The organism is Olsenella sp. Marseille-QA0557 (assembly GCF_965119725.1).
In the GTDB taxonomy this organism is placed as follows: Bacteria; Actinomycetota; Coriobacteriia; order Coriobacteriales; family Atopobiaceae; genus Coprovicinus; species Coprovicinus avistercoris.
In genome coordinates, this window is the sequence record NZ_CBCPMI010000001.1 from 450,518 (window position 1) to 474,780 (window position 24,263).

A 24,263-nucleotide genomic window follows, 5' to 3' on the forward strand; every position below is an offset into this window, starting at 1 on the left:
CGCCACCAAGTCATAGAAGGTGGTCCGGCAAAATCTCTCGAACCACAACACAAAACTGTTCTGCCCAAGAGCGTTAGACTTACGATGCACTCGTGCCTGTACGTACTATCCGTTTATGCCGGATAAAATCTGGAGCCTCTCATGCGTTTTACCTCATCACAACTGCACGTTATTGTCACGCTTGGATTCTGCGGACTTGTTTCAGCAGCTGACAATTGGTTTGTATCACCAGCACTTCCTGCTATTGCCAGCGGGCTGAACGTTGCCGCCTCAGCTGCCGCCGTTATTCTCAGCGCATATCTTGTGCCATACGGTGTATTGCAGCCCGTATGCGGAACAATTGGAGATAGACTCGGTCGTCTGAGAGTATTACGCGTGATAGTTGCTGGTTTAGCTATTGGCACCTTTCTTTGCGCTCTCTGTCCAACACTCCCCTTTCTTATAGCTGCCAGAATTCTTACCGGCTGTTTTGCAGCAGGCATTATTTCTGTTGCGCAAGCTTTTGTGGGCAACGTTGTTGGTCATGAGAATCGCGGAGCTGCTGTTGGCTTACTGATGGGCATTACCTTTACGGGACAAGGACTCTCATCTGGCCTAGGTGGCATCATTACTGATCTTATTAGCTGGCGCGCTGCTTTTTGCTGCTTTGGTGTTCTAGCACTTATTGCCCTCGCCGGTCTTTTTACGCTGCGCGAACCTGTCCTGACGTTGAAAACTAAATCGCGGGATGCCCTCAACAACCCAACAATGCCCACCAAAAGTAGTTCTCACATTTCTGAAGCGCAGAAGCCTTTTCTCACTCGTGCGCTTCGACTCTTTTTTGGTCCCCATCGTGCAGTTTTTCTCACCGCCTGTACGACAGGCATTGCTTTTCTCGGCATCTACGGCTTTATGGGAACCTTTCTCTCTGAACGCTGCGGCCTCGGCTCCACCGAAGCTGGCCTTATCATGATGCTTTATGGCGTCATGTGCCTGGTGGGAGGCGCCCTTTCTGGAAAGATTGGAGCTTCTGGTGGACCATTGCGCGTTATTGCCGTGGGCGAAACTTCTGGCCTTATTGCTGTAGGAGCACTCATTGCGGTATCGCTCGTAGGAGCATGGCCCGTAGCACTACTCGCCGCCGGAGCACTTGGTATGGGCTATATCCTTGTCCAGCCCACCTTGGTGTCTCTCTCAATGGATGCTGATCCTACTCAGGCGGGACTCTGCACCGGACTTGTGGGTCTTGGTGTGTTTGCAGGAGGAGGCGTCGGTAGCTCGATTGGCAGCATCATTGTTGCCGCAGGTGGCTACCTGGGCCTTTGGATCGCCGGTGGCGTGTTAATGATTTTGCAAGTAGTCCTTGGCGGGATTGCACTCCGTCGGTTTATGCGTAAGAACTAGCTGCGCATATGGCTGCCACCACTGCTCGACTTCGTTCCTTTCTTAGGAGAAGAAGCCGCGCTGTGGCTGCCAGCGTTGCGACGACGAATATGGCGCCATACGCACAGCGATACCACCAAAACCACGAGCGCCACTACACCGCCTGCCACGCCAATCATCAAATTCCTGTTGGAGAGCACGCCGTGCAGTGTGTTTCGCACAAGCGCAATGGGAGAAATTTCCACATCGTTGCCAGCAACAAGATCAACTTCACCGAGCACCTCGTCGTTATATGTATAGGTGACTGTTCCTAAATAGGTGCCCTGCTCGATAGGGGCTACATATTCATCTGGGAGATCATACGTAGCGACAATATCGTCAGTATTGATATCTGACGGCAGAGGTTCTACGAGAGAATTATTAGCAACAATGCTCAGGGTCTGATTATCTGCAGAGTCAGTAACAAGCTGAACCTTAACCTCTTCGCCTTCCTCTACAACAGTTGTGTTTGCATAGTTGGCAAAGCCCCACTCCAAAAGGCGCTTAGATTCCGTCATGCTCGGAGGCGTTTCGCCGTAGGGCACATCTGCACAGCCCATAACGACCGAGTAGAGCTTCATATTGTCTGTTGCTGCTGAAGCAGCTAAGCATCTGCCAGCCTCATACGTGTTGCCACTTTTAATACCATTGGCAGAAGCCAGATACGCCGAAGATTCCTTGTCGAGAAGCTCATTGGAGTTTTTAATTTCTCGAGCTTGCTGAAGATTCGTTGCAGGCATGTTGTAAACCGGCGTAGCGACAATCTTTGCAAATGTCTCATTTTCCATAGCGGCAGACATAATGCGATAGAGGTCGCGAGCGGTCGTGTAATGATTTGGATCATGCAAACCGCACGGGTTAACAAAGTGTGTATGATCACAGCCGAGCTCTGCTGCTTTGTCATTCATCATCTGAACAAAGGTGTCTACAGAACCACCGCCCACATAGCGCGCAAGTGCGTATGATGCTTCATTGCCCGACGGCAAGAGCAGGCCATAGAGCAGCTCTTCAACCGTGAGCGTTTCTCCCGGCTCAAAACCTGCCATCGAACTATCCACAGGCAGACCTGCAAAATCAGCATCGGTCATAGTAACTTGGTCAGTGAGCTGTGCATTTTCAAGTACCACCAATGCTGTCATGATCTTTGTCATCGAGGCGGGATAGCGCTGCTCATCGGCATTTTTCTCATACAGCACCGTGCCTGTTTCAGGCTCGACTAACAAAGCCGCCGTGCCTTGAATTTGGGGGTCATCGGCTGCAAGTGCCGTAACGGGTAAGCAGAGGGCACATACCACAATCAACAGCGAGAAAAGCCACGGCAGAACCCGCGCATCAGCGCGCCGTTCCTTCAAAACAGTCTTGCTTGCGGGCGTAGAGTCCGAGACATGATGCTTGGCTATAGCCGTACGCCATTCCATAGTGCTCTCCCTGGTAAACCGCCTTGGGTCTAACGAAGTGTGATTAGTGTTCATTTATCTACGGCTCAAACCTGTGCGGCCGACCGAAGGTTCCTTCGAGAGTAACATCTCAGAACTCTTTTGGCAGGCGAGATAAACACATCGTTATAAAGATGAAGCATGATAAAAGAGTATTTGAGGCATGGTTATACAACACGTAAAGCAATTCATACCACCTGGCATGTCTGCCCTTTTAAGCTTGCAATGCATCAACAATTGGGCGATATGCTTCCACTAAATCGTCCAGCCGCATCCGTGCGTTTGCAGGGCTTGTAGAAGGAAGTGGCGTAGCGCTCATACCCACCCGCTGCTCACATAACTTTCGATAGAGATGGTACGCAGTCGTTCCTGTTGTAAAAATGTGCGCAATTGGCGCTTGCGAGACAATGCGCACAAGGTCATTTGGTTGTGGGTTGGCAATACTAGCATCAGAAGCACCAGCGATCTGGCATGCGTGCAATACATCCCAAAGCGCAATGTGATGTGCAAGCAAAAACTCACAACGAGCTTTGTTTTCTGATAATGCCTGATCCCTGAGAGAGAAAAGCTGCTCCATGACACGCCAAAAACGGTTTCGAGGATTGGCATAATAGAAGTGCTGTTCACGGGACTTTGGAGAGGGCATAGTGCCCAGAACAAGTACCCGTGAGTTGTTATCAAACACGGGATCTAACGTATGAATTACAAGCTCTGATTCCATAGTCCCTCTCTTGTGAGTTGGACAACTCATATGGGTAAAACATACTGCATTGTGTTAGCCACAGACCAACCTATCTTGTGAAAGGAGTGAAGCTCATGCATGCTACTCAGGTTGCCCTTACATGCATCGATGGTAAAGAGAGCCATAGGGCACTTCACTGGCTCCTTTCCGACTTTGTTGAGGCAACGCTTGCCTACTCCCAACTGGCTGCACAAACAATTAAGGGTGCTGAAATGCCACCTCCAGAGATACTCACCTTTAACTGGTCTGGCAAAGCCCCTGATAATACTACGAGCACTCAAACACTTCAAACATGTGACTGCCTTGTTGTGGGTTGCACCAACCAAGATATGCAAACAGCTTTTGACGATACAAACAGACAGTTCGCTTCACTTCTCGAACAGCTGCCGCCTCATGCTCGCGTCTATACCATTTGCAGCACCGATGGACCAGATCCCACCCTTGCCACACCTTATCTCGCCTCTTTAGCTCGTATTGCTCAGGAGCGTTGGATGGGCGGGGTTGCCATAGGCGGAGCAGAATTCACAACCTATCTCGCACATCAACCCCGCATGGGAATTCTTCGTCGCCCCATATCAGAAACGCTCGATACGCTTATTGCGGCTGTCAGATCTCAAACAGCACTCAAAGGACAAGCCGACTCACATCTTCTCTATGCACATCCTGGCATTCCCAAAGTGCTCTGGGGTTTAGCTTGTAAGTTGCTCTTGTCTTAAGCACTCGGTGAGGTCTGCTTGCTCACAACCTCATCTCGGGCAGGCAACCTCATATTCTTTACTGGCACATTCAGCATATTTGCTATACCGTACTGCCATAAATCACAATGTTTTATCTCATAAGGGGTTTTTGTTATGGCAATCGAGAAGGTCAGAACATTCATGGCAGAACGCGGTATGGCCGATCGTATTATGGAGTTCGAAACCTCAAGCGCAACCGTAGAACTTGCGGCTCAAGCCGTTGGCTGCGAGCCTGCTCGCATTGCAAAGACCCTTTCGTTTTATGTGGGCGATCGCGTAGCGTTAGTCGTTGCCGCAGGTGATGCACGCATTGATAACCCCAAGTTCAAAGCACAATTTCACACCAAGGCAAAAATGCTCAAAGCCGAAGATGCTGAGAAGCTCATTGGCCACGCGGTTGGAGGCGTTTGTCCCTTTGCTGTGAACGATGGATGCGATATCTATCTCGACGAATCCCTCAAACGCTTCCCAACGGTATATCCAGCCTGTGGCAGCTCCAACAGTGCCATTGAGCTCAGCTGTTCTGAACTCGAAGAACTTTGCGCTCCTTGTAGCTGGATTGATGTGTGCAAGCTTCCTCAGGCTGAGTAATAGCCCTCGTTTGGGTGCTTTTACGGTAAAAGCTGTGCTTCCCATTCTTTCTCACGGAAGCCAACCAAAACGAAGGTATCACCTACAACAAGCGGACGCTTTACCAACATGCCATCACTTGCGAGAAGCTCAAACGCTTCTTCGTCTGACATACCAGCATCCAACAGTGCCTTAACACCGAGCGCGCGATATTTTTGTCCACTCGTATTGAAGAAGCGGCGAAGAGGCAAACCAGAACGCTTCTGCCAAAGGGCTAGCTCCTCTGCGGAAGGGTTCTGCTCGACAATATGACGATCTTCATATGCAATGCCATGCTCATCGAGCCATGCTTTTGCTTTTTTGCACGTAGAACACTTGGGGTATTCAACAAAAAGCACTGTCATTGGTCTGCCTTTCCGTGAAAAGAGACTCTTATCAGCTCTTGCTCTGAGGTGAGAAAAGTCTAAGCTTTCTCACCTCAACAAAGAAGCGGCTAAAATGGCGCTCTTCCTTGTGCAAGAGCGCCATTACCTCACTGTGTGTTTTATTCAACCTCGAGAAGCTCGATATTGAAGTTAAGAGCCTTACCTGCCATCTCGTGATTGAGGTCGAACGTAATGTTTGTATCGTCCTTAGCGACGACTGAAGCAGGCAGTGGCTGACCCATTGGACCGGAAAGCATGACACGCTGGCCCACGGAAAGCTCTTCAGCACCGGGAAGCTGATCGAGCGGAATTGTCTGCACCAGACGCTCGTCTCGCTCACCGTAAGCCTCTGCAGGCTCGAGATGAACATCAACCACCTGGCCAACTTCCATATCGCGCACAGCCTCATCGAAGCCCTTAATCATCTGACCTGCCATGCAGGTAAATGCCAGTGGCTCACCGCGATCACGCGAAGAATCGAACTTTGTTCCGTCGTCGAGCGTGCCTACATAGTGGACTTTAACCTTCTTGCCCTCGTTACTCATATGATTTCCTTCGGTTGGGGTCTGTAATGTCTGATTGTGACAGATGGGACTAGCAGACGCATCCCTTAATGTTTACCCATGACACGTGTCATCCAGTCGAGATTATCCTTCACACCTGCGGTGTTGGCGTTGATTTGCTGTGCCTGATTGAGAATTCTGCCCTGCATAAACAAGTTGCCAATTTGCAGCATATTGCCAATGCGCTGTTGGTTGATCATCTGTTGCTGCCCAGCCTCCATGCGACGCTGATGCATCTCACTCTCATAGAGGTTAACCATCTCCTGAACGGTCGTCGCTCGGTGGTTGCGGACGGCGGAGAGAAAGAAATCAACGGCGGCGATATTGTCGTAGTCCATCGGATACCACGGAGCAACCTCATGTGCCCAACGACGTTGCACGGCAAATATTTGCTGTTTGGTTTGCTCGATATTTTGCGTGATAGCCTGGTTGTTAGCCTCTATACGAGCATTATTCCTATCGATATTTGCGTTTACCTGACTGCGGCTCTTATCAGCTGAGCGAGCAATGACACCATACAGCACAGCTCCAATAATGGCCGAAACACAGAGGTTGATGATATTCCACACGGTCACCTGGCTGCCCGTGCCTCCCATAGCAAAAAATGGGATGGTAAGAGGGTAGGTAATTACTTTGAGCGGCGTGCTGGTAATTGCCGTAAATGCAATCAAGAAACCGAGCACCGCATATAAAACGGGGTGTCTCTTTGTTTTTCTTTCTTCTTTAACTGCATAGCGCGAAGTCATCTGGTTAATACGATTTTGAAGTCCAACTATTTGATGCATTAAATCATGTGCGGTTGTAATTCCAGCAAGTAAATCTGTTGGCTGCGTTCCCATGTGTGCCACCTTCCCCTATTTACATGCACAGTGCTTGTTGGTACGTCTTTTGCAACGTGTTGCAGTGCCTGTGCATAGTTATGGCACGGGAAAATTACTTGAATAAGTGTTTTTGAATAGATAAAAAAATTTGCACTGCTTGTCTTTACAGTAGTTCGAACGACACAGCAATGAGATTGGCCAGAGTCATACCGTGCAACCCCCCAATGATACAAATTATGTAATCCTGCTCAGCGAGCTTTGCCATAGCTCAAGCGCGGAGCACCATGCTCACGCAAGTACTTGACGAGTGCATGAGCGGCAGGAGCAGCAGCAAGCAGAAGTACAAGCATAACAACAGAGCCAACACAAGAAATAACCCACATGGGAATAAACGACTGGAATGCGTCGAAGATAGCGCCGGAAAGCATCGTTCCAAACGCATATCCAAGCATTTCGAGACTTGTAAGCCAGCCGGTAATACGCCCTACATCCTTCGGACCATAGCAACGAACCGCCACCAGCGACGGAGCAACCGTACCCATGCAGGTTCCAAAGCCAAAGAAAATTGCCGAGACCACGGGTCCCCAATTTGTTGCCGCAAAGCACAAACCCACTGAACCGATAAGACACGCCGCACTTCCCACAATAATGCCTGTACGTACACCAAAACGGTCATACAGCCATCCCGTAAGAATCTTAGAAACAAGCACTACGATCATGTTGAAAGAATAAATGGCGCTTGCGAAGGACATGTCATGTCCGCCCGTAATAATCTGCTGTCCATCTACCGTAACGGCGGTCATGTTGGTAATGGAATTAGGAATAGCCGCACCATTAATAACGCCCATCACCATAAAGCCAGCAACCATAAGCCAGAATGATGGATGACGCCACACATGACTCCAATTCACTTCGATATCAACGGGCGTATCTTTCGCACGCTTACCCTTTGCTGAGTCCTGGTTGGCCATATCAGCGCCATAGGGGACAAGGCCCAAATCCGAAGGACGACTGTGAAACACAATGACCGTAATTGGAAATGCAATCACAAAGCACACAACGGCAAGCACCAAAAACGATGAGCGCCAACCAATGGAGGCAATGAGTGAACTTACAACTGGAGAGAAAATAGCCCCACCAAAGCCCGAACCACTGAGTGCTACTGCCACCGCCAGGCCTTGTTTAAGTGTGAACCAATTCGTTAGTACGATAGAAATAAGCAGGCGAGTTCCTGCAACGATAACCAAACCATCAATGGCAAACAGGACAAACAATTGCCACGCAGCAGATGTACTTGCAAAACCAACAAGAGCGGCTGCGGTAATAGCAACTGATAATCCACCCAAAATACGACCATCAACGTGGTCTACAACATTGCCAATTACAAGCGATCCCACAATTGAGACGAGTGTTGACATGGAATTTGCCAGGTTATAGGTGCCCACGGTAATGTCAAGATCCTGAACAATGTGAGGCTGGAAGAGCGACATGCCACTTACCATCGTGGTATAGCATGTCCCCATAATAAGAAAACCGGCAATAACAAGCAGCCAGCCATAGTAAGGTCGCCGCTGAGAAGCAGCTGGAGTAGTCGAAAACATTGAGGACTTCCCTTCTCTCTGGAGCGGCAATATATACACTCTCAAAAACTCAGTTGCTATGACAAGCAAGCCAAGAGACAGCAACTACAGCATGTAAAGCAGCGCCCATCCATAAGACGCTCTCATCGATCTTCATATGAGGATTGTGATGTGGCGCCCAATCGGGACCGCCAGCGCCCAAAATAGCAAAGAAGCTCGGCACCGCTTTAGATACATAGGAAAAGTCTTCGGTAGCTGCCATAGGCGCAGTTTCATGCACCTTCCCCGGTCCAGCAACAAACTCAAGCGCAGGCAAGACATTTGCAGCTAGCATAGGATCGGTAATAACACTCGGACAATTAAACATTGCTACTTTTGCCGAAGCGCGCCATGCATGTGCATAGGCATCAACAAGCTCCGGAATGCGCTTAAGCACATGTTCGCGAGCTGCCACATTGAGACTCCGTATTCCAAACTTAAGGTCAGCAGTATCAGGCAATATATTGGGAACTGTACCTGCCTGAAGTGCACCACAGGAAAGCGTTATTGCGGCTGCAGGATCAACTTCACGAGTCATCAGCAAATTAAGTGCCTGATAGATTTGGTTTGCTACCATAAGCGGATCAACACACTGCTGCGGTGCTGATGTGTGGCCACCGTGCCCCTGAATTGTCACCGTAAAGGTATCCAATGATGTGCTTGATACTCCGGGAGCATAAGAAATCTGACCAACTGGTTCGGTTGCCATAATATGCAGGCCAAAAGCAGCATCTACATGCGGGTTCTCTAAAAGGCCGTCTTCGATCATGGTGCGCGATCCAGCGCCAAGCTCCTCACCCGGCTGGAACATAAGTTTTACCGTACCCTGAAGCTCATTCTCATGTTGCTTGAGAATCTTCGCTGCCGCGAGCAGCATGGCTGTGTGTGCATCATGTCCGCACATATGACTACATGTACGATCAGAGCAAAACGGCAGGTCATTTTCCTCAACAATCGGAAGAGCATCCATATCGGCGCGAAGTAAGATGCAAGGACCAACATTGCCAATGGTGCCCACTACGCCCGTTGAAGTTGTTATATTTGGATACCCCAATGCCTCGTATACCTGCGTGAGCTCGGGTGCCACTTTACCGCAAGGAGTCCAAGGTATCTCCAGCTCATCCAGGCGTTGCTCAACATATGAAGCGGTCTCGGGTATATTCATGCCTACTTCAGGTTGCTGATGCAAACAGCGGCGGTCTGCCAGGATGTTTTCCTGCAAACTTCGAGCCTCGTCCAAAAGCTGCTGAGCAAGACGATGCACCTTGCTAATGCCGTCCGCGCTCATATGGTTTGCCTCCAAATCTTGGTTCGACCTCAGCGCACAGGATTTAATTCAATGAATCCTGTGCGCAATCTTGTCGTACTGTCCTTGCACGAATAGCCTATAAGCAAACTATAAGTGCAATACACCCTACCAGCTTCTTTGCACTGCCAAGAGCAATACACCGAGTTCTGTTTGAAAAATCAACTTTATGGCAACTACTTTGCAATATAGCGACAACCTCGGTGTACGGTATTCCATATAGAGTGCGTTATGCTGAACAACAGTACAAGAGAGTCCCAGGTACCGTTAAAAGAATCGAAGCAGCGCAACCATGCTATCGAATACTGCAAACGGTATGGAAGTTGGGGTTGGGAGGAATGATGACAAGCACGCATCATGACACAGATTCAAATCATTCAGTAACACGATTCGAACACGGTCGGTTTTGGACTGCCAATCCTTCCCAGCCAGAAGCAGATACCATGGTTGTGAACGAACAGGGTCGTATTGCCTGGATTGGGCAGGCTACCGAGCTTCCAGAGATTTATACGGGAAGTGCTTGTCGTGTTGTCAATCTTGAAGGTGCTCGTGTTATTCCAGGATTTGTAGATGCCCACATGCATGCTGTTATGCTCGCCAACTTTGCCCCGCAAATCTCAGCACTACCGCCAGCGGTAAACTCCATTGAAGATCTTGTTAATGCCATTGCCGCCCGCCGTGCCCAGCAGGGTCCTGATGCTTGGATTGAGGGTTGGGGCTATGACGAGGGGCTCTTTGCAGAGAAACGCTCTCCCACTCGTTGGGACTTAGACCGTGGATGTGCCGATGCACCCGTGTGCATAATGCGTACCTGTGGACATATTCGCTGTGTGAATAGCCGTGCGCTTGAGCTTGCTGGTATTACTCGCGATACACCCGATCCTGCTGGTGGTGAAATCGAACGTAATGCTAACGGTGAGCCAACAGGCGTTCTCAAGGAAACTGCTCGTAACCTTGTAACACCGGTAATTCCCAAGCCCAGCCGAGAAGACGCTGTACACAACATTGTGGCGCTTGGACAGCTTCTGGCATCGCAAGGCGTTGTTGCTGGTACAGATATGTGCAGCGTCGATGGTACCGATACTCACCCGCTTCTTGTCGATGCAGCACGCCATGGGCTGCCGCAAGATATTGCCAGCTACATGCTGTGGGACTATATCAAGGCAAATCCCGATGCATACATACTTGGTCCGGACGAAATGGATCGTTCGCAGCAGATATTCTCTGCTGGAATAAAAATTCTCACTGATGGCAGCGTTTCAGGTCGCACGGCATGGTTCTATGAGCCTTACCTTCCCTCTGACCGAGATCTTGGCGCAGAGAACTGCGGCATTCCTACCTGCACCGATGAAGATATTGATGCCGCCATTGCCTTTTGCCAAGCTCATCACTGCCAGCTCTCACTTCATGCTATGGGTACCCACGCTATCGATCGTGTACTCGATCGTGTCACGGCTGCCGGACTTTGGGACGCAGGTTCTGTACCGCCGGTGCGTGTGGAGCATGTAACAGCTCCCTCTGCCCACGCAATAAAAACTTTTGCTCAAACAGGCATTGCAGTTGTAACTCAACCCATCTTTCCTTACGCAGAAATTGATACGTACCGCACTAACCTCGGCGATACGCGCACCCGCAGTTGCTATCCTTTCCGCACTATGGCTGACGCTGGAGTACGAGTAGCTTTATCTACTGACGCTCCTGCCACTTCGTGGGCCGTACCATCCGACCCATTCCCCAACCTGAAGAGTGCCATTACACGCCGTGCACATACAGGCTTTGATTTTGGTCAAGATGAGCGCCTCAGTCGCGAGGAAGCGCTGAGCCGATACACACGTGAAGCTGCTTCAGTGGTTGGATTTGAGGGTCTTGGTATGCTTTGTGCGGGCTATAAGGCAAGCTTTGCTGTTCTTGACCGAGACTTGCTCACAATCCCCGAAGACGAGATTGATAAGGTGCAGGTTACTGCAACATATATTCGTGGCAAGAAGGTTTTTGAAGCTTAGACTTTGTGTGCCTCGCAAGCTATGAGCCTGACGTGATACCAAACTGACACTGAGTGAAAGAGAGGTGTAGCTAAATGGTCTCCACCAGCAAGGTTATGAGCGACGCTATGCGTACTGACTTTTCGAGCAACTGCCGTTAATGCCAGGAGTAAACTGTAGTGGTAAATTGTGTTTGTAATAGCGGTGGTAGCCTTCGGGCGACACCTAGAAGGACCCGACAGGCTCGGGTCCTTCTTTTTAATATGAGAAAGCCATTGTCAAGAGGCATGACGTTGCAGACTCAGGTTTTAATGCCCGAGTCTGCAACTATTTCTGGCCAGCTTCTGTCGCATTGATGATCGTTAGTCGTCGCTTGCCTGGCAAGCTAATATCCGCGGGCTTGTACGCTGTATACCAGCGGGTAGCTCAGATATATGTTTGAGATTGCGTACGTACCGCATTTCGATTCTCCGTCCGAGACCGTCATTCGAAAAAACCTATAGTCTTTCTTATCGGGTACTGCCTTTTGGTTGCCCATAAAAGCCTCGTAAACCGGTCTCGACAATGCGTCGATATGCAACTCTCACTGGCAAGAAATTTTTTGAGTAGTGTCGTCTAGCTGAGTGTTCCCTCAGCACGTCTACCAATTTCCCACACCCAACAAGCAAGCTCTCGTGCAACTGCTGTATTGGCAACACAAGTACGTTTGCCAGCTGATCTCAGTGCTTTGTGTCGATATACAAGACGGGCTGTAGCATCATCTGCTCTGCGTTTGATTCCTCGCGAAACATCAAAGCCATCAGGTATTGGCTTTGGTTTTGGAGAACATGTTATGTAGTGCCAAGCAGATTCGATAAGGGTACGGCGAGAAGCTGAATTGCCATTTTTGGTAATGCCTCCGTATATCTTCTTCTCACCACTTGAGTGTTCAGAAGGTGTGATACCAACCCAAGAGGCATACGATCTTGCTGTTGGAAAACGGCTGAAGACGCCGACTTCGGTAGCTAAGCAAAAAGCAGAGATGATATCGATACCCTTAATGGATGCAAGTGCTCCGACAACAGGGCTCCATCGTTGGGTTTGAGCCTCACAAAGAACTTGCTTTTCCAGCGCGCGTTTGTCCGACTCGGCACAGCGCACACAGGTAACGTAGTGATTAAACGCTGTTGCTGCTGCAACCTCATCTGGTCTCAATCCCTCAACCCATCTCCAAAATGAGCGTGTCCAGGCGCTTTTCCTACGCCCAAGTGCATCAACTTCATCAAATACATGTCCACGTTTTAGCAAAAACTTTGAGAGGCGCTGCCGGGCACGCTGCAAGTCTTCCCGCGCATCATCAAGTGCACGCGACAGATCACGGCTCGCTTCAACCTCAACAGGAGGAACCCATACCTCAACAATGTTGTGTGTTGCAAGCAAACGTGCAAGAAATGCTGCATCGCGCTTGTCATTCTTTTGTCTTCTATCACTGGCGGGTTTTTGCATCTTTGATACAGCTCCGACAACACAGTCTATGCCGTGAGCACGGAGTGTGCGACAAAGCGTAAAGCCAGTAGGTCCACTCTCATAGACAACCTTAGGGTCTTCAAAGTGGCAAATCCAGGAAGTTATTTCCTCTGTATTGGTGCCAAACGATTTCTGTATTATCTCTCCTGTGAAAGGATTGAACGCGCAGGCGGCAACCGAGCGAGCATGTACGTCGAGGCCGATGGAGGTAACATGTGACATGGGAAGCCTCCTCCCATACGTGCGGTATGGCGAGCACCGCAGGTTGACGATATACAGCCATTGTCCTCGCCCAGCCCGCGAGTAGGGTATGTCGCGGGGAGGCTTTCTTTCCAATGGCTTTCTCATATCGTCTTACTGAATTCCAGCCACTCCAACTGTTGAGAATCGAACACAAAGCAGACGGATAATCCCTGCTAGCCGCCATGACAACCAGTGGTTGTCAACTTATCCTAAAAAAGCAACTTGAAAGTGGTTGAGTCGTCGCCGGCCTCGAGCCAAAAATGATTTCAACGGATGCGGCTCAACGGGGCGAGGGGGTGTGCGATGTCCAACCTAAGGGAGAACCTGCTGTATCTGCGCGAGCAGAGGGGGATGAGCCAGTCCCAGCTAGCGGCACGGCTCGACGTAAGTCGTCAGTCAGTGGCAAAGTGGGAGGCCGAGAAAAGCTATCCAGAAATGGAAAAGCTAATAAAGATTTGCGACATATTCGGCTGCTCAATGGATGACTTGGTGAGGGGAGACCTGACAGCGTCGGCGGGCGAGGCAGCCGAGGAGGAGTACGTTGATGCCGCTTCCGGGGCTTCCGATCCGGAGCTTTCTCATCAGGATGATACCGCAAGGAGCGACTCTACTACACTTCCAATCGATGCGGCCAAGGAGGGGGTTACGCCCGTCTATGCCGTCGCGGGGTCTCCTGCTCCAAAGGCCGTTCATTGCCAACCGAAGACCGCGGCACAAGCTGAGGGCTGTTCTTGGGTGGACTTTGATGCGTATATGAAGAGGCGTGCACGCACGCTCTCGCTCTCTGCCCTTTTCCTCGCCGGTGGATTCTCGGCTGAGTTTTTCGCCGAGGCTGTTCAATTGGACTTGACGGGCGAGATCAACCAGCTTGGGCCAGTTTTGCTGATGATATGCGTTGCACTCTCAGCAGTGTTAGGGCTCGCTACGCATCGCTCCCGCGTGGCCTTTATCGCAAGGAACGGGAGTGTTCGGGATTCGGCGCCCGAGGAGGAAGCGCTACGCGGCCACCGGAGAAGGTCGGTTTATCTTTCCCTCTTGTTGACTGTCGCCATCGTGATAGCGCCGAGCTTTGTCCCTGGTCTGGACGGGAAATCAGCCTACGCATCTGCGGCATATTGGCTGGCCATCGCGGTTGCCGCCGGGCTACTCGTTAATAGCTTGGTCTGCGCCAGCGCGCTTGACACGGATCGATACAACAGAACAGCAAGGCGATTTTTGGCCAAAAAAGATAGAGGATACGGAAGGGAGACGTAATGGAGAGCAGCGAGGCTCAGGACGTCGTGTTTAGGGCATCGGGGCTCACCAAGAGATACGGGAGCTTCACCGTCCTTGACAAGTTGGACATGGAACTCCGACGTGGAAGGATTTACGGGTTCATTGGTGAGAATGGTGCGGGCAAGACGACCACAATGAGGATAATCGCCGGGCTCTCTAGGCCGACGGCGGGCGCTATTTCCCTGCTCGGGGAGAGCGGTGAGCGCGGTCTGCGCTCGGCTCGGGCGAAGACTGGGTTTCTCATCGAGGCTCCGGCGGTCTACGAGAGCATGACTGCCTCGCAGAACTTGGAGGTTCAGTGCCTGCTTCGAGGTCTTGACGCCGCCTCACATATCGGGGTGACGCTCGATCTGGTGGGGCTGCGTCCCGACGAAAGACGTTCGGTCAAGCATTACTCTCTCGGCATGAAGCAGCGACTGGGGTTGGCAGTAGCCTTGCTAGGAGATCCTGAGTTTCTGGTGCTGGATGAGCCGATAAACGGCCTCGATCCAGCAGGGGTACGCGAGATTAGGGGACTCCTTGAAACTCTGAATCGTGAGCGGGGGACGACGATTCTGATCTCGAGTCACATCCTGGCCGAGCTATCTCATACGGCAACCGACTACATCTTCCTGCGCCAAGGTCATGTGGCTGACCAATTCAGCAGGGAGGAGTTTTCTCGCCAGAGGGGACGAACTTTCCGAATCATCACAAGCGACCAGGGGACTGCGATTCGATTCCTCTCGGCCCGCTTCCCGGACGCGGTAATTGAGCGCGATGTCGAAGGCGCCATCGTTCTGAATGCCCGTCCGGCCCCCGCTGCTGACGAGGTGAGGGCGGAGGTTGAGTCGCGCGGTCTGGAGATTGACACGCTTGAGTATTCGGATGAGTCCCTAGAAGACTACTTTCTGGCTGCAGTGGAAGGCGGGCGATGATGTGATGGGGAGGTTGCTTCGCGCTGAGCTTGTGCGATATCTATACGATCGGACGTTCTGGATTGCGCTCCTTGTGATTGTCCTGGCGAATATGGTGGTCCTGACCGGGGGGCATCAGCTGGAGGCACCCGGTCGCGAGGTGTTGGGGAAGATTATGATGAAATCTGTTGCCACCATGATGATTGTCGGTGTCTACGCGGGACTAAGCTTCGGCGGAGACTTCGAAAGGGGGACGTTCTCCTATCCGATTCGATGCGGCTGGACGATGGGGAAGGCGCTTTTGTCCAAGATCCTGGTATTTGTTGTGTTCATGGCCTTTGCGATTATCCTTTTCCCCATTTGTGCGGTTGCCTGGTGCACGCTCACCAACGGCTGGGGGGCTTCATTCACGCCGGCCGAGGCGGCGAGTTTCTTTGTCATGTTGGTGTCTCTGATGGTGTTGGCAGCGTCGACGGCGATGGTGCCAGTCTTGGTCTCGGTAGCCACCCGGAGTTCTGCGGCTGCAATTGCCATTTCTCTGGGCGTGACTCTCCTGCAGATGCCCGTTCTCAACGGAGCGTCTGGCCTCGCTGCAGCGCACTTTCTTCCTTTCGGAGCAATGTGGTTCGTTGCAAAAGGAGACATGTCTCCATTATACGGCGTCATGCTCGGTGTCGTGTGGTCGATAGTGCTGTATGCGGTTTGTACGGCCATTCTTGAAAAGACTGACATGAAATAGACGGGCCACATCTCGGAGCGACTCTAAATGAGAAGAGGTGCAGTGGAAAAGTCGCGCCGAAAACGATAAATCCTTCATAAGGAAAGGAGTACTCATGGTTGACACAAGGGATGGCGTTGCGATCGAGGAGCAAATTGATTGCTTCGAGATGAAGGAGGTCGACCTCGAAGGCGTGGAGGAGCTGGAGAAGGCAATCGCTCCCGGTATTATCGGATTCGGCTGCGGCTGCAACGTGGGAAACATCGGAATCTTCTGCGGCTAGTCCTAGATTGGGAGTGTTCGGGTGAGTTGGAGCTGGCATGAGAATAGTTAAGGCCTCACTCTGGAGAATTGCGAGGGAGCGCGTTTACCTTGCGGCAATCGCCCTGTCTTGGGCACTTGCATTTGTCCTTGCTGTTCTAGTTCCGTCGGGCGATGCGTCTGCGGGTACCCTGGCAGTTATTTCAGAGAACATACCGGACTATATGGGGGTCTTTCTTCTCGTCTCGGTTCCTGCCTGCTCATATGTGTTTGGCAGGGGTCTGCAATCACGGACAGTAGGTGGCGAGATATGCGCTGGTAACAGCAGGTCGTCAGTGTTCACAGCCCATATCGCAGAGTTCCTTGTGATGGTGCTGTTTATCTGCCTAAGCTCGTCGGCCCTTGCGTGTTTTGGGCTACTTGGCTCCGAGCTCGGGCGTTTCGACGGATATGCGTGCAGGGTGATCGCGCTTGCCTGCGCGTGCGTGGCGATGGCCTCCCCGGCGTGTTTGGCCATTGTGCTGCTTCGAGATGTGCTTCGGGCCGTCACCGCATCCGCCTTAGTGATTTTCGCAGAACTCTGGAGCATGGCGCTGCTCGTTCACCCTTACATCTCCCCATCCGGGAATCTTGTCCAGGGACTTCCACCGCAGTTTCTTGTACATCCGGCGGTGGCGCTCAAGATGGCCGTTCTTCCAGGAGCGACGATGGGTCAGATGCTGCTCATTGTGTGCTCCTGCATCGGAGCTTCCGCGGTCGTTCTCCTGGTTGCGAAGGCGATTTGGAGCAGAGCGGAGCTTCGATAGAGGGCGGGTGAACAATCAATCTAGGAAGGACGATGGGAGGTGCGGGTAAAGGATAAGGAGAACGATTTCAGCCTGGAGATGAACGAGGTCAACGTTGACGACGTCGAAGAGCTCGAGGCTGCGGTTGCGCTCGGAGGCCTCGGCATTTTCTGTGGCTGCGGAGCAGGGAACTTCGGAATCTGGTGCGGCTAGCATGCTAGCCCATGGGGGCATCGAGTAACGATGCCCCCATGGGCTGTTTCTTTGCCATATTTAGTTGAATTCGGTGCGGCAAATTGATGGATATAGATGGGGCGAAGCCGATGACGAGAGTCCACGTATTACCGCTCGACGGTGAGCGCAAGATTGTTTATTGCCCGGATGCTATGCGCTTTTTTGTTGTGAAAGCGGGTCTGATTCCCCTCATTCGCCAAGTTGCGAATGGCGCCGATCTGGACGATCTGAATGCGAAGGGCTTCAGCATCACGGACCGGCAGCTAAATGGGCTGCGCGAAAAGCTGGGTGGCGTACACGTTCGCTCGGTTGGATGCCCGCCCGCCGGTCAGCTCCCACGTCTCGTTCTGAACATAAGCAACGATTGCAACATGCGCTGCAAGTACTGCTATGCAAACTGCGGGGATTACGGAGGCCAAAGAGGCTTGATGAGCGTGGATACGCTCACGCGCGCGCTAGATTATTTCTGCAGCAGATATCAGGAGATTGCCGTTATCCAATTGTTTGGCGGGGAGCCGACGCTGAACATGCCGGCAATCAGACTGGCCTGCGAGTACTTTATTGACAAGCGACAGAATCCTAAAATCGGATTCGTGACCAATGGCGTGATTGTCAACGACGAGCTCTTATCCCTGATAAAGAGATTCGACCTTAATGTGACCGTGAGTATTGACGGAAAATCCTTTCAGGACCGGTTGCGTCCATTTCCGGGGGACTCTGCGTCGTGGGATAGGGTCCACCACAACGTCTTGCGTCTCCTCGAAGCCACGGGGCAGCCTTCTCAATTTGAGCTGACGTATACCCAAGCACACGAGGATGAACAGTGCTCTATTGTCGAGCTGATTGAGAAGCTGAGAAAGGAATTCGGTGATATCCCCGTTTATGTTACCCCAGTTTGCTCGACCGACCCCCAGTTCGAGCTCAATTCTACACAGGCGTTCGTCGATGCAGTTGACGATGTATACGACGCGCGTAAGGATGGAAAGAATGACAGCTTTGCTCTTCTTGCGGGGCTTGAGTCATGTCTGAAATACAAGGTCGCCTCTGAATATCTGTGCAACGCAGGGTTCGGGACGCTGTCCGTCTCCACTTTTGGGGACATCTACCCCTGCTTCTACTTCACCGATCGAGCCGGCTATCGTGCCGCAAACGTGCACGACGAGTTCGATTCGATTGACCTCGCCCTGCGTAGAATGAGGGAGAAGTATTCCGCAATGAGGAAGAGGGCTCTCCCCGAGTGCGCCCGCTGTTTCGCAAACACGTGTGCCACAGCTGTTTAGGTGCGAATTTGGACACAACCGGCGATCCTTTCCGCAGTTCTGTTTCTAGCTGCGCAATGACAAGAAAAATGCTTGAGAGGCTGCTCGTTCGCCTCGCTCTGCGTGTCGAAAAAGAGGGATAGGCTTGCCAGACAATCCCAGAATAGACGGGGAGCTTGAGTGCCACCTGCTCTTTCGCAAAAGGTCAGGAGACATCTACTGTATTGGCTCCAAGGACAGCGATAGGTACATCGCCGTGCGGGCGGATGATGCTCCGGTTGTCTACAAAGCGCTTCTCCTCTTGGACGGAAGCAGGAGTGTCGAGGACGCCCAGAACAAGTTTGACAAGGAGCTGGCGTCCGGGCGCTCGTTGGACATCGGTCGGCTGTACGAAGTGGCGCGCAAGGCCGGCATTGTGAGCGATGGGTCGGAACGGGGTTTCGAAACGCATGACGAGACGGACTTGATGCTCGTAGACATTAAAACTGTCCGCCTCGACTACATAATGCCAGACTTAGAGTTTGTGGCGAGACATCTGCCAGCTTTGTCCATTGTGGGAATCCTCCTTGTGTCCTGTGCCATTTTCGTTGCCCCCCATGTGGATTACTCCCTCTTCTACTCCTTGTTTTCCGACTCCAAGGTGCTGATTTTCGCATGGATCGTTCAGGTGCCGTCGATTATCCTGCACGAGCTTTCTCACGCAGTGGTGGCGGTCAGAATGGGGGCGCGTCCCAAAGAGCTGTCGATTTGCTTCTTCTACTACGTGAGCCTCGCCTTGTACGTTAAAATTCCGGGAATATACTTCCTGCCACCACGGAGGCGAATTGCGATATGGTGTGCTGACGTCGTCGCTAACCTGCTCTTGTCCGCCGGCTTCTTAATCCTAAGTGTAGTCTGTCCTGCCGACCATCGCTTGTTTCTTCTTGTCGGTATGTTCGTTAATCTAATGATGGCTGTAAACAATCTCATGCCGTTCATGTATTCGGATGGATACTATGTGCTGTCAACCCTTCTTAAGATGCCCAACCTTAGAAAGAAATCGCTCTTTGGACTAAAGGACCTTATCGGGAAGGGCGTGACGGCTGAGACGCTTCCGTATTGGGCATACCTTCTCTCTATGGCGTGTGTCCTGGTTCTTGTGTTTGGCGGACAGCTGCTCCTGTTCTTACAGATGCTGACTAAGGATATTTCAGTGGGAGCACCAGTTATTGAAATGATTGACCATTATAAAAATATAATCATAATAATTATACTTGGCATCTCTCTCAAGTTAATCAAAGTGCGGAAGCGCGCGAAAAGAGAGGCGTAGTTTTTGCGTCTGCGCATATCGAACCACCAGATGCGTTTTCGAGCCCGAGGGCATGCCTGCGATTCGTGCCTTATTACCACCATAGATGTTGGGAAAGCATCATTATGACAATGCGCCACAACGGTCCTATTCTCCTGCGCCCGCGCTTTTTTGGTTCGGAGAGAAGGACGTTAAGCGACGCGCACGGTTAGTGCTGGCATCCCGTGCTTACGGCTCCGACGTCCGCGTAATAAAGCCTTTCAGCGAGACGGACATCATATGGGTGTTCCCGCCCGTATAGAGGAGGTCGGCACACCGCGCATTGGGCGCGGCCAAGAACGCGCTGGCCGCGCGCCTCTGCGCGGTATAGTTCGCCTATGCGACTGGCGTATCTCGCTCGGCCTCGATGAAGATTGGCATCTTCGGCATGAGTGTGGTGGCGGACGAGAAGCTCGAGGCGACAATCGAGAAAGTTTCGACTTGCGCTTGAGTAGATCGCACCTGCCACCACGGGAGGCTCCTCCAATTCCGCGGGGAGTTGTACGGGGTCCGCTACGCGTTCATGCGCGGCGGCCCAAAAGATGTTATTGGTCGACCGTTGTCTACGGGAGTGGGAGCGACAGCAGGGCCGTAGGGGGTGCCTCCGACATTTCCCGATCAGTCGCTTGTCGCCTCGGCCTGTTTTCAGTGGTATTATTCCCGGGTCTTCGCGCGGGGGTCTCTATGGTTTTGTCAACCATAGAGACACCTCCCCCGCTGCGATAGCCCGGGCTGTTGTCGGTCATGACGCCCTCGACGGGTGTGCCGAGCGCGCCGAAGAAGGAGGGGCGGCGTCCCGTGAGGGCCGCGCGGGTGTTGCCGAGCAGCGGCACCGGCGCCCCGGCCCTGAACGAGGCCGCGCACGCTGCGCTCACACGACCCTATCCGTCGCGCCGCTACTCCCAAATCCTCTTGGCTGCCTCGGCAACCCACGAGGTGAGCCCCCTCGACTCCTCCAGGAAGGTCTCCGCGTCCTCGTCGGTGAGGTTCCGCGCGAGGGCGGACAGGGTTTCGTCGCTCGCCCCGCCCCTCCCGAGCGCCTTGAGCGCCTGGACTATGGTGCGGGTGGCGGGCGAGCAGCCGAGGAGGTCGCGGTTTGCGCGGTGCCTCAGCTCGATCTCGTGCGGCCCGTAGGAATAGGTCTTGTAGGGGCCGCTGCTCACGTAGACGTGGCGCGCGGGGACCTGGGTGTCGAGCCCCAGCGCGTTGAGCGCCGCGTCCCCCGCCGACGTGACGACCCACTTGTTCGCGCGCGCCACCGCGCGGACCACCTCGTCCACGCTTGCGGGGACCTCGGCGCCGAGCAGCTCGCTTCTCTCCGGGACGTAGTAGACGCCGCGGAGGAGTTCTGGGCGCAGGCGGTCGCACGGGCCCGGCGGCAGGAACGCCGGAGGCAAGCGCGCTTGCATCCGGCGGGCGCGGACGCGAGAGAGGAGAACGAGATGCAGGAGAGACTCATCCCCGACGAGGTGGCGGTGACCATCCCCGCGCTGGGCGCGACGGAGGAGTGCGAGACGCCGCTCGCCGCCGTCCACCTGTTCCCCCCGGCGGGCCGGTCGGGGAGGCGTCGGGAGGTTGCATTTCGAATGTGGGAGGAAGGCCCCGCCAGTCGTCCCGCGGATCGCGCGGAGGGAGGGCGGTGGAGCCGAGATAACAAAAAAGTCAGAAGCGATTAGGCTTCTGACCTGGGCTTTTGGTCGCGGGGGCAGGATTTGAACCTACGACCTCCGGGTTATGAGCCCGGCGAGCTACCAGACTGCTCCACCCCGCAATATGTACGCGCCTTTGCGCAACTGAATACATTACAGATCTCAAACACTAAAGTCAACATGAACCTCAGAATGTGGAGAGATCTTCACATCAAACCAACATCAAACAAGTGTGCTCATACGCCTTGCATTAAAACGCACTATACGCGCTCCAACACATAGGTATCGGTAAACGTGGTATAGCCAAAGGGCAACAACCCATCACTTCCTGCAACACCACTCGTTATAATCACACGCCACACACCATCGGTATTACGGAATTGCACACGGTATGCTCCCTGAGAACGATCTCCCGTAGGCGGTGTCCACGAGCCTGTAAGAGTATCTGGATCAAGCATGATTGTCGCATCGGATATCTCTACCACAGCATCGCCATCGGTAGTATCTGCGTCTGATCCAAGCCCACCATGATTATGCGATACAAAGGAAAGATTGCATGTCATCTGACCGCTATCGGGATCAAAAGCCGTTACCTCTAAGGAAAGTGGAGTGCTACCCCCTGCCCAACAACGGCCTATATCCAGAATGAAATTGGATGTTTCAGTTGACTCCAGCGTTCCCTCCCAAGTTCCCAGGATGGAAGCTTGAGACCGAGCATAGGCGTTATCGCTCACATCAACCGACACAAGTTTCCAAGAGCCTGCATCACTTGAGGCTTTGCCTGGAACAAACTCAAAATGAGCTGTTAAGGTTCCAGAATACTTATAGAGTGACCGCACACGTTCAGCAGCAATCTCAACTGTCGATGTCGTTGTATCATCGCCCACATCAAGCGTGCTTTTATCAACAGTAAAAGATCCGCCCGTATAAATGCTTTCAAGTGTCACGCCATCCTGTGAGCCCGCGGCGGAGAGGATCGTATCTATATCTGCTAAAACCGCATCGTCATTTACTCCAGCAATGGGCGTGGCCTTTACTTCGGTAATAGTTGGCTGATGCTCCATCCAACTTCTGTCAGACAACTCATAGTCGATGATCGCAGATACCTCAACCTCAAAACTCTCATTTACAAAAGTGGCTTTAACGGTAGCAACGCGCGCTTCTGCACCATTGTTGCTTACAGAAACCACCTTTTCGTCCTTAAGGCGATAGCCAGTGTTAGAGGCATAAACAGAATTTGTGAGACCCTTAGCAGCAACTGATGGCGCATCAAAATCTGACAGGATCCGGTCCTGTGTAAGCGATGGCGGCAGCACAAGCGTAGCGACAATTGCGACAATTGCCACAACACCAATAAGCGTAAGGCCCGCTATTGGCACCCAATTCGGAAGACGCTCAAACAACGCCTTAATGCGATTGATTAGTTGGGCCGAGGCTGCTGGTTTTTCTTGAGCAGCTGCTTTATCTGCAGCAGCCGCCAATTTCTCTTCGTCTCCCAAAACTACTGTGGCGCGAGCCTGTGTATGACCAGGCTCGTCATCAACGCTTTCCTCAGGAACGGCCTCTTCCGCCTCAACTGAGGAGTCCTTCTCATCATGAAGGTCTTCTTCTACTGGATTTTGTCCCTCATCCAGATTGTTGTGCTCCTCAGTTGTCATGGGCAGCCTTTCCTGTTTTATCTTCCGTCAAACACGCTATGAGAGCGACTCCAGCAAGCGACGCATTTCTTGCTGAACACCATGTTCGACGTTTGTTCCAACAACACGGTTAGAGATTTGTCGGATCGCATAACGCGCATTACCCATGGCGCAAGCATCGCCCACCATACGAAGAATCTCGTAATCGTTCATGGCGTCACCAAATGCCATAACTTCGTCGGCAGTAATGTTATGCGCGTGCATTACTTGTTGGATGCCTGTTGCTTTTGTAACACCCAGCTGCATAACATCAATCCATTTAGAACCCGAAGGTGCAAACACAAACTTATCGGAAAGCTCGCGACTCAGCGCATATGCCATATCCATGGTCTTGTCATGGTCATCGCAATAGATAGAAGCCTTGAGAATATTAACTTCTGGACCAGGGGTTTTGTAGACACGGCATGCGCGTGGCAAGTCTTTATCAATCTCGCGCTCGTATATCTCAGTGTCATCAAACAAAAAGCTGCTGGTACGATCAAAAAGCACCAGGTGCAGGCAGTCGAAGAAGCGAATAATTTCTTCCAAGCGCAAAATGGCGCTATGGCTAAACACTTCTCGATCTACCATTCGTCCATCAACATACACTTGCGCGCCATTGGAGGCGACAAAATCCATCTGATCAATCACTGGAGCAAAGAACTCGCACAGTGTGTCATAACGACGTCCTGAACTCACAGCAAAACGAACACCATGCTCACGAAGGCCAAGAATAAGATCGTATGTCTCAGGTGGCACCTGAGAATGTTCGTCAAGAAGCGTACCGTCCATATCGGAAGCAATGAGTTTAATCACAGTTCCTCCTCTGAATGAA

Annotated in this window: 23 protein-coding genes and 1 tRNA gene; 12 read left to right on the forward strand and 12 right to left on the reverse strand. The window is 52.1% G+C overall.

What is annotated here, in order from left to right; translation table 11 throughout:
* Positions 1–141: 141 nt before the first annotated feature.
* Entirely contained in the window at positions 142–1,383 is a 1,242-nt protein-coding gene (locus ACQY6Y_RS02020) for an MFS transporter (RefSeq protein WP_428378642.1), read from the forward strand.
* Here the strand turns inward: ACQY6Y_RS02020 and ACQY6Y_RS02025 are convergent.
* Together ACQY6Y_RS02025 and ACQY6Y_RS02030 are read right to left on the reverse strand one after the other, a co-directional pair.
* Positions 1,380–2,819 (reverse strand): D-alanyl-D-alanine carboxypeptidase family protein, encoded by a 1,440-nt coding sequence (locus ACQY6Y_RS02025; protein ID WP_428378643.1) that lies wholly within the window; start codon positions 2,817–2,819, stop codon positions 1,380–1,382. The genes ACQY6Y_RS02020 and ACQY6Y_RS02025 overlap by 4 nt on opposite strands.
* Before the next feature lie 232 nt (positions 2,820–3,051).
* Positions 3,052–3,558, reverse strand: a complete 507-nt coding sequence (locus tag ACQY6Y_RS02030) for a DNA-deoxyinosine glycosylase (protein WP_428378644.1) — start codon at positions 3,556–3,558, stop codon at positions 3,052–3,054.
* A gap of 95 nt (positions 3,559–3,653) precedes the next feature.
* Between ACQY6Y_RS02030 and ACQY6Y_RS02035 the strand changes: the two genes are divergently transcribed.
* Positions 3,654–4,295: a hypothetical protein gene (locus ACQY6Y_RS02035; protein WP_428378645.1), complete on the forward strand. Its 642-nt coding sequence runs from the start codon at positions 3,654–3,656 to the stop codon at positions 4,293–4,295.
* Between the two features lie 135 nt (positions 4,296–4,430).
* Positions 4,431–4,907 carry a YbaK/EbsC family protein gene (locus ACQY6Y_RS02040; protein ID WP_428378646.1) on the forward strand — a complete coding sequence of 159 codons (477 nt, stop codon included), beginning with the start codon at positions 4,431–4,433 and terminating at the stop codon, positions 4,905–4,907.
* 20 nt (positions 4,908–4,927) lie between these two features.
* Here ACQY6Y_RS02040 and ACQY6Y_RS02045 read toward each other — a convergent pair whose 3' ends face one another.
* The 5 genes from ACQY6Y_RS02045 to ACQY6Y_RS02065 all read right to left on the reverse strand — a co-directional run bounded on the left by ACQY6Y_RS02045 (position 4,928) and on the right by ACQY6Y_RS02065 (position 9,602).
* On the reverse strand, positions 4,928–5,290 hold the full coding sequence (locus tag ACQY6Y_RS02045; RefSeq protein ID WP_428378647.1) for an arsenate reductase family protein: 363 nt from the start codon (positions 5,288–5,290) through the stop codon (positions 4,928–4,930).
* Between the two features lie 140 nt (positions 5,291–5,430).
* Positions 5,431–5,856 carry an FKBP-type peptidyl-prolyl cis-trans isomerase gene (locus ACQY6Y_RS02050; RefSeq protein WP_428378648.1) on the reverse strand — a complete coding sequence of 142 codons (426 nt, stop codon included), beginning with the start codon at positions 5,854–5,856 and terminating at the stop codon, positions 5,431–5,433.
* 65 nt (positions 5,857–5,921) lie between these two features.
* Complete coding sequence (locus ACQY6Y_RS02055; protein ID WP_428378649.1) at positions 5,922–6,713, reverse strand: hypothetical protein; 792 nt, start codon at positions 6,711–6,713, stop codon at positions 5,922–5,924.
* 230 nt (positions 6,714–6,943) lie between these two features.
* Entirely contained in the window at positions 6,944–8,296 is a 1,353-nt protein-coding gene (locus tag ACQY6Y_RS02060) for an MFS transporter (RefSeq protein ID WP_428378650.1), read from the reverse strand.
* A 49-nt stretch (positions 8,297–8,345) separates the two neighbouring features.
* Positions 8,346–9,602, reverse strand: coding sequence for a M20 metallopeptidase family protein (locus tag ACQY6Y_RS02065; RefSeq protein WP_428378651.1), 1,257 nt, complete (start codon positions 9,600–9,602; stop codon positions 8,346–8,348).
* Between the two features lie 359 nt (positions 9,603–9,961).
* Here ACQY6Y_RS02065 and ACQY6Y_RS02070 point away from each other — a divergent pair, with 359 nt between their 5' ends.
* Positions 9,962–11,623: an amidohydrolase gene (locus ACQY6Y_RS02070; RefSeq protein WP_428378652.1), complete on the forward strand. Its 1,662-nt coding sequence runs from the start codon at positions 9,962–9,964 to the stop codon at positions 11,621–11,623.
* A 594-nt stretch (positions 11,624–12,217) separates the two neighbouring features.
* Here the strand turns inward: ACQY6Y_RS02070 and ACQY6Y_RS02075 are convergent.
* Entirely contained in the window at positions 12,218–13,330 is a 1,113-nt protein-coding gene (locus ACQY6Y_RS02075) for an IS110 family transposase (protein WP_428378653.1), read from the reverse strand.
* A 324-nt stretch (positions 13,331–13,654) separates the two neighbouring features.
* On the opposite strand from ACQY6Y_RS02075, the gene ACQY6Y_RS02080 reads away from it, so the two are divergent.
* The 8 genes from ACQY6Y_RS02080 to ACQY6Y_RS02115 all read left to right on the forward strand — a co-directional run bounded on the left by ACQY6Y_RS02080 (position 13,655) and on the right by ACQY6Y_RS02115 (position 20,085).
* Entirely contained in the window at positions 13,655–14,605 is a 951-nt protein-coding gene (locus tag ACQY6Y_RS02080) for a helix-turn-helix transcriptional regulator (RefSeq protein ID WP_428378654.1), read from the forward strand.
* The gene (locus tag ACQY6Y_RS02085) at positions 14,605–15,540 is read left to right on the forward strand and encodes an ABC transporter ATP-binding protein (protein ID WP_428378655.1); all 936 of its coding nucleotides are present in this window, start codon (positions 14,605–14,607) and stop codon (positions 15,538–15,540) included. Before ACQY6Y_RS02080 ends, ACQY6Y_RS02085 begins: the two co-directional genes overlap by 1 nt.
* 154 nt (positions 15,541–15,694) lie before the next feature.
* Entirely contained in the window at positions 15,695–16,258 is a 564-nt protein-coding gene (locus ACQY6Y_RS02090) for a hypothetical protein (RefSeq protein WP_428378656.1), read from the forward strand.
* 94 nt (positions 16,259–16,352) lie between these two features.
* Entirely contained in the window at positions 16,353–16,520 is a 168-nt protein-coding gene (locus ACQY6Y_RS02095; protein ID WP_428378657.1) for a hypothetical protein, read from the forward strand.
* Positions 16,521–16,557: 37 nt separating this feature from the next.
* The gene (locus ACQY6Y_RS02100) at positions 16,558–17,304 is read left to right on the forward strand and encodes a hypothetical protein (protein ID WP_428378658.1); all 747 of its coding nucleotides are present in this window, start codon (positions 16,558–16,560) and stop codon (positions 17,302–17,304) included.
* Positions 17,305–17,343: 39 nt separating this feature from the next.
* On the forward strand, positions 17,344–17,496 hold the full coding sequence (locus ACQY6Y_RS02105; RefSeq protein ID WP_428378659.1) for a hypothetical protein: 153 nt from the start codon (positions 17,344–17,346) through the stop codon (positions 17,494–17,496).
* Positions 17,497–17,582: 86 nt separating this feature from the next.
* Complete coding sequence (locus tag ACQY6Y_RS02110) at positions 17,583–18,797, forward strand: radical SAM protein (protein ID WP_428378660.1); 1,215 nt, start codon at positions 17,583–17,585, stop codon at positions 18,795–18,797.
* 124 nt (positions 18,798–18,921) lie between these two features.
* Positions 18,922–20,085 carry a hypothetical protein gene (locus tag ACQY6Y_RS02115; protein WP_428378661.1) on the forward strand — a complete coding sequence of 388 codons (1,164 nt, stop codon included), beginning with the start codon at positions 18,922–18,924 and terminating at the stop codon, positions 20,083–20,085.
* A gap of 914 nt (positions 20,086–20,999) precedes the next feature.
* On the opposite strand, the gene ACQY6Y_RS02120 is transcribed toward ACQY6Y_RS02115, so the two are convergent.
* The 4 genes from ACQY6Y_RS02120 to ACQY6Y_RS02135 all read right to left on the reverse strand — a co-directional run bounded on the left by ACQY6Y_RS02120 (position 21,000) and on the right by ACQY6Y_RS02135 (position 24,244).
* Complete coding sequence (locus ACQY6Y_RS02120) at positions 21,000–21,638, reverse strand: DUF6088 family protein (RefSeq protein ID WP_428378662.1); 639 nt, start codon at positions 21,636–21,638, stop codon at positions 21,000–21,002.
* A gap of 159 nt (positions 21,639–21,797) precedes the next feature.
* A tRNA-Met gene (locus ACQY6Y_RS02125) sits at positions 21,798–21,874 on the reverse strand.
* A gap of 138 nt (positions 21,875–22,012) precedes the next feature.
* Positions 22,013–23,410 (reverse strand): hypothetical protein, encoded by a 1,398-nt coding sequence (locus tag ACQY6Y_RS02130; protein ID WP_428378663.1) that lies wholly within the window; start codon positions 23,408–23,410, stop codon positions 22,013–22,015.
* Positions 23,411–23,446: 36 nt separating this feature from the next.
* Positions 23,447–24,244, reverse strand: a complete 798-nt coding sequence (locus ACQY6Y_RS02135; RefSeq protein WP_428378664.1) for an HAD family hydrolase — start codon at positions 24,242–24,244, stop codon at positions 23,447–23,449.
* Between the last annotated feature and the right edge of the window lie 19 nt (positions 24,245–24,263).

Excerpts from the sequence above, each read along its gene's own strand:
- ACQY6Y_RS02040 (WP_428378646.1), top strand. The coding sequence starts at position 4,431 with ATGGCAATCGAGAAGGTCAGAACATTCATGGCAGAACGCGGTATGGCC.
- ACQY6Y_RS02090 (WP_428378656.1), top strand. The coding sequence starts at position 15,695 with ATGATGAAATCTGTTGCCACCATGATGATTGTCGGTGTCTACGCGGGA.
- ACQY6Y_RS02095 (WP_428378657.1), top strand. The coding sequence starts at position 16,353 with ATGGTTGACACAAGGGATGGCGTTGCGATCGAGGAGCAAATTGATTGC.
- ACQY6Y_RS02030 (WP_428378644.1), bottom strand. The coding sequence starts at position 3,558 with ATGGAATCAGAGCTTGTAATTCATACGTTAGATCCCGTGTTTGATAAC.
- ACQY6Y_RS02050 (WP_428378648.1), bottom strand. The coding sequence starts at position 5,856 with ATGAGTAACGAGGGCAAGAAGGTTAAAGTCCACTATGTAGGCACGCTC.
- ACQY6Y_RS02020 (WP_428378642.1), top strand. The coding sequence starts at position 142 with ATGCGTTTTACCTCATCACAACTGCACGTTATTGTCACGCTTGGATTC.
- ACQY6Y_RS02085 (WP_428378655.1), top strand. The coding sequence starts at position 14,605 with ATGGAGAGCAGCGAGGCTCAGGACGTCGTGTTTAGGGCATCGGGGCTC.
- ACQY6Y_RS02045 (WP_428378647.1), bottom strand. The coding sequence starts at position 5,290 with ATGACAGTGCTTTTTGTTGAATACCCCAAGTGTTCTACGTGCAAAAAA.
- ACQY6Y_RS02060 (WP_428378650.1), bottom strand. The coding sequence starts at position 8,296 with ATGTTTTCGACTACTCCAGCTGCTTCTCAGCGGCGACCTTACTATGGC.
- ACQY6Y_RS02055 (WP_428378649.1), bottom strand. The coding sequence starts at position 6,713 with ATGGGAACGCAGCCAACAGATTTACTTGCTGGAATTACAACCGCACAT.
- ACQY6Y_RS02080 (WP_428378654.1), top strand. The coding sequence starts at position 13,655 with ATGTCCAACCTAAGGGAGAACCTGCTGTATCTGCGCGAGCAGAGGGGG.
- ACQY6Y_RS02035 (WP_428378645.1), top strand. The coding sequence starts at position 3,654 with ATGCATGCTACTCAGGTTGCCCTTACATGCATCGATGGTAAAGAGAGC.
- ACQY6Y_RS02075 (WP_428378653.1), bottom strand. The coding sequence starts at position 13,330 with ATGTCACATGTTACCTCCATCGGCCTCGACGTACATGCTCGCTCGGTT.
- ACQY6Y_RS02070 (WP_428378652.1), top strand. The coding sequence starts at position 9,962 with ATGACAAGCACGCATCATGACACAGATTCAAATCATTCAGTAACACGA.
- ACQY6Y_RS02100 (WP_428378658.1), top strand. The coding sequence starts at position 16,558 with ATGAGAATAGTTAAGGCCTCACTCTGGAGAATTGCGAGGGAGCGCGTT.
- ACQY6Y_RS02130 (WP_428378663.1), bottom strand. The coding sequence starts at position 23,410 with ATGACAACTGAGGAGCACAACAATCTGGATGAGGGACAAAATCCAGTA.
- ACQY6Y_RS02110 (WP_428378660.1), top strand. The coding sequence starts at position 17,583 with ATGGATATAGATGGGGCGAAGCCGATGACGAGAGTCCACGTATTACCG.
- ACQY6Y_RS02065 (WP_428378651.1), bottom strand. The coding sequence starts at position 9,602 with ATGAGCGCGGACGGCATTAGCAAGGTGCATCGTCTTGCTCAGCAGCTT.
- ACQY6Y_RS02025 (WP_428378643.1), bottom strand. The coding sequence starts at position 2,819 with ATGGAATGGCGTACGGCTATAGCCAAGCATCATGTCTCGGACTCTACG.